The following is a 3,001-nucleotide window of genomic DNA, read 5'->3' on the forward strand; positions in this document are numbered from 1 at the left end:
AGTTATTTGTCAATATTCGGCTTCATGTTTATAGGGAAAACCAGCTCAACGCGGCTCAGGTAAGCAGGTTTTACTCTGATTAGACCTCTTGCAAAAATACAAAGAACCCCTCCCCAACCCTCCCCTTGGGTTCGGGGAGGGAGCAAGATTTCAAGTGTTTCCCCCCAATATATCGGGGGGATTAAGGGAGGTAGATTCGACTTTTGCCAGAAGTCTATTGAAGGACACACATTTAAAACCTAACAGAAGGTAGTTAACGCCCGACGAAGGTGAGTGGTATTGTGCATGATGATCAAAGGGCGCATTTGAGAGTTGACATGCCAGAGATTCGGTTCAATAAATTTTACCGTTACAAAGACTTGACTCGCATTCTATACAGCTACGCGGAGGAATTTCCTCAGCTTGTCAGCATAGAAAGTATCGTTGACACTCTCCGCCCTAGAAGGGCGAAGATTCTTTCATCACGGGGAGCGCAACCGCTTTACCCGCGCTAACGCGCCGCTTCGCTAACAGAAAGCATCTTAACCGTGTGTCCCACGGCTGCGAGTCCTCTAATGAGAACTACTTGAGCGGCTGCAACATCTCTGTCTGTCGTGTAGCCGCAATGTTTGCACGAATGAATCCTTTCAAATAACTCTTTCTTGCCAGTTTCTACAAGGCAATTAGGACATATCTGGCTTGTCTTTTTGCTCTCAACTTTTAGGAAAAACACGCCCCGCTTGAAGCAACACTGCTCTAGCCAGTCTTCAAAAATGGCGACTTGGCTAGACGTGGGTTTAAGCTTGAACTCGTAGGTTAGGCTAAACAGTGTATTTCCTCCTCTATCTACTATATCTTAAAAAACGATGTGACGCTTCTTAAAACTGTCCTAGAAGGACGGGGTTTTAAACCCAATTTTTCGGTAAGAGCTACGAAGGCCGTGACATTTAGCTGATGACACTCACCGGCTTGGCGACGGGTGCGGCTCAAGAAAAGCCTGCTCTTTGGGTCATGGAATGGGTGGTATAGCAGTTGCCAAAGCAATTAGGACAAATCCAAACTCTGAAACCTTGACCCGTCAATATGCATCCCTTCTGCCTTCTGCCCTATGGCCTCTGCCTTTTGCTATACATGCGATCGCTGGCAGCACAGTCAAACTACTAGCCCGTCATGAGCGTGCTGGAGTTGTCCGTACTGAGGTAGTCTTAGCGTGATATCCAAAATTGTGCATTTTCCGCTAATGTAGATCGTTTAATTGGCTCATCCAGCTGATATATAAGGAAGGGAAGGAAACGCAAGAGGTAGATTTTATGCCCACACCAGGGAAATTAGAATTAACGATCAAAATCAACGAAATGCCAGCTGACGTTCGTACCGTCGAGAATGGTTGGAAGGAATTCGATCTCGACTGTGACGGTCAACTCATCCGGATTAAGGTAAAACCGAAAGTCTTTAAAAAACTTGAGCAGGCACAAGAAAGCTATCCCACGTGGGTAGCTGCTATTGCTGGCAAGATGGGTGAGCAGCTGGAAGGGGGATTTATGCTTGACCAGCCTAATATACAAGTCTTTGAGCGCAAGCCGAAGGAACCTAAACCCGAAGCAACAACCGCCTAAATTCATCGCAGCGTAAACAGGGGTACGGAATTCGCCTAGTCGATCAATGACTTTCTCGATTAACCACGTTGGGATTTCCGAACCCCCTGGAGTGCTGTACTCAGCTTCAACCTAGCGGGAGAGTTCATAAGTTACGCCTGACTTTCCGATTTCGCTTCAAGGAAAATGCTGTTGCTTCCAGTACCTTAGCAACTTGCTCATCACCCTCTTCCTCTGCTGCAATATTCGCCATCGCAGTCAAGATGTCCAGCCATCCAATGTCCTGGCGTTCTAATCTGGCGATTGCCCGTCTTAATCGATGTGTAATCGTCTGACAGTTAGGGTGAAGAGGAGCTGAGATAAAATTCAGGCTGGTTTTTTCAAAATTTGATGTTTGGTAAGTTTCTAGAGTTTGGGTCATTGGCTCTTTTAACCACGCGACGCTACCAAGTAGAGATTTTTTTATTCATAGAAAAAAGAACATCTCTCTCGCGATTGAGTTCCATTCCAATAATGTCTTTGCTTTCTGCCACGAGAGGCAGGCATCCGCAAAGAAATTATTACGTTTTGAGTGAATAACGAGGAGAGAGTGGCGCTGGATGCGATCGCCCTGTGATGAAGCGCCATCAATTAGGTATTCAATGAAGTCATTACTATATACCTAGAAATGTCTTAGCGGCTACTTAAAAAGATAAAGAAAGGTTTGTAGAAACAGTGAGGGTAGACTTTGGCTGTGAGGATAAGGCTTAATCTATATGTGCAAACTAAAAGAAGGCATTGAGCCAGAACTCTCAACCGAAAAAAATCCCAGGTGCAACACCTGGGATTCGTTAATTCTTATTTCTTTTCCTCCAATCGTCGCTGTAGCTGCTTCAGGGTTTGATAGAGTTCCGGCAGACGGCTGTAAACAGCCGCGACTTTGAGAAAGTGTTTGTGAGGTAGGGCGGGAATTCCACTGACGATCGCTCCGGGTTCTACATCATTATGAATACCGGCTTTGGCACTGGCGATCGCACCATCTCCAATTTTCGCCTGATTGGCAATTCCGGATTGCCCCGCGAGAATCACGCGATTCCCCACTTTAACGCCACCCGCCATCCCGGATTGTCCCGCCAAGGCACAGTTTTCGCCAATGTGGCAACCGTGACCGATTTGTACCAAATTGTCAATCTTTGTATTCCTACCCACTCGTGTTTCGCCAACGGCGGGACGGTCAATACTAGTATTGCAGCCCACTTCTACACCATCTTCAAGTACAGTACAGCCAGATTGGGGCATTTTGAACCAGCCTTCAGGGACAGGTACAAAACCAAACCCTTCCGCACCAATTACTGCACCACTATGGATGACACAATCGGCACCTAGGCGACTCCGTTCGTGGATGGTGCAGTTTGCGTGTAACACTGTGCGATCGCCAATTTGCGCCT

Annotated in this window: 5 protein-coding genes and 1 pseudogene; 3 read left to right on the plus strand and 3 right to left on the minus strand. The window is 46.8% G+C overall.

Features of this window, described 5'->3' with window-relative positions:
* The first annotated feature begins 317 nt into the window (after positions 1 to 317).
* Entirely contained in the window at positions 318 to 494 is a 177-nt protein-coding gene (locus V6C93_RS38915) for a hypothetical protein (RefSeq protein ID WP_333481403.1), read from the plus strand.
* On the opposite strand, the pseudogene V6C93_RS35490 reads toward V6C93_RS38915, so the two are convergent.
* Positions 491 to 751: pseudogene (locus tag V6C93_RS35490) on the minus strand (zinc ribbon domain-containing protein); the annotation flags it as partial. The gene V6C93_RS38915 and the pseudogene V6C93_RS35490 sit on opposite strands and share 4 nt — an antisense overlap.
* Positions 752 to 995: 244 nt before the next feature.
* On the opposite strand from V6C93_RS35490, the gene V6C93_RS35495 reads away from it, so the two are divergent.
* Entirely contained in the window at positions 996 to 1,193 is a 198-nt protein-coding gene (locus tag V6C93_RS35495; protein WP_333481405.1) for a hypothetical protein, read from the plus strand.
* A gap of 96 nt (positions 1,194 to 1,289) precedes the next feature.
* Positions 1,290 to 1,595 (plus strand): fertility inhibition FinO-like protein, encoded by a 306-nt coding sequence (locus V6C93_RS35500; RefSeq protein WP_333481406.1) that lies wholly within the window; start codon positions 1,290 to 1,292, stop codon positions 1,593 to 1,595.
* A 124-nt stretch (positions 1,596 to 1,719) separates the two neighbouring features.
* Here V6C93_RS35500 and V6C93_RS35505 read toward each other — a convergent pair whose 3' ends face one another.
* Complete coding sequence (locus tag V6C93_RS35505; RefSeq protein ID WP_333481407.1) at positions 1,720 to 1,995, minus strand: hypothetical protein; 276 nt, start codon at positions 1,993 to 1,995, stop codon at positions 1,720 to 1,722.
* Positions 1,996 to 2,411: 416 nt separating this feature from the next.
* Positions 2,412 to 3,001: UDP-3-O-(3-hydroxymyristoyl)glucosamine N-acyltransferase (locus V6C93_RS35510; protein WP_333481408.1), on the minus strand; the 590-nt coding region annotated here is incomplete at its 5' end.

The organism is Allocoleopsis sp. (assembly GCF_036703385.1).
GTDB lineage: Bacteria > Cyanobacteriota > Cyanobacteriia > Cyanobacteriales > Coleofasciculaceae > Allocoleopsis.

What these genes read in the sequence shown, in the direction of transcription:
- V6C93_RS35505 (WP_333481407.1), bottom strand. Translation starts at nt 1,995, where the DNA reads ATGACCCAAACTCTAGAAACTTACCAAACATCAAATTTTGAAAAAACC.
- V6C93_RS38915 (WP_333481403.1), top strand. Translation starts at nt 318, where the DNA reads ATGCCAGAGATTCGGTTCAATAAATTTTACCGTTACAAAGACTTGACT.
- V6C93_RS35500 (WP_333481406.1), top strand. Translation starts at nt 1,290, where the DNA reads ATGCCCACACCAGGGAAATTAGAATTAACGATCAAAATCAACGAAATG.
- V6C93_RS35495 (WP_333481405.1), top strand. Translation starts at nt 996, where the DNA reads ATGGGTGGTATAGCAGTTGCCAAAGCAATTAGGACAAATCCAAACTCT.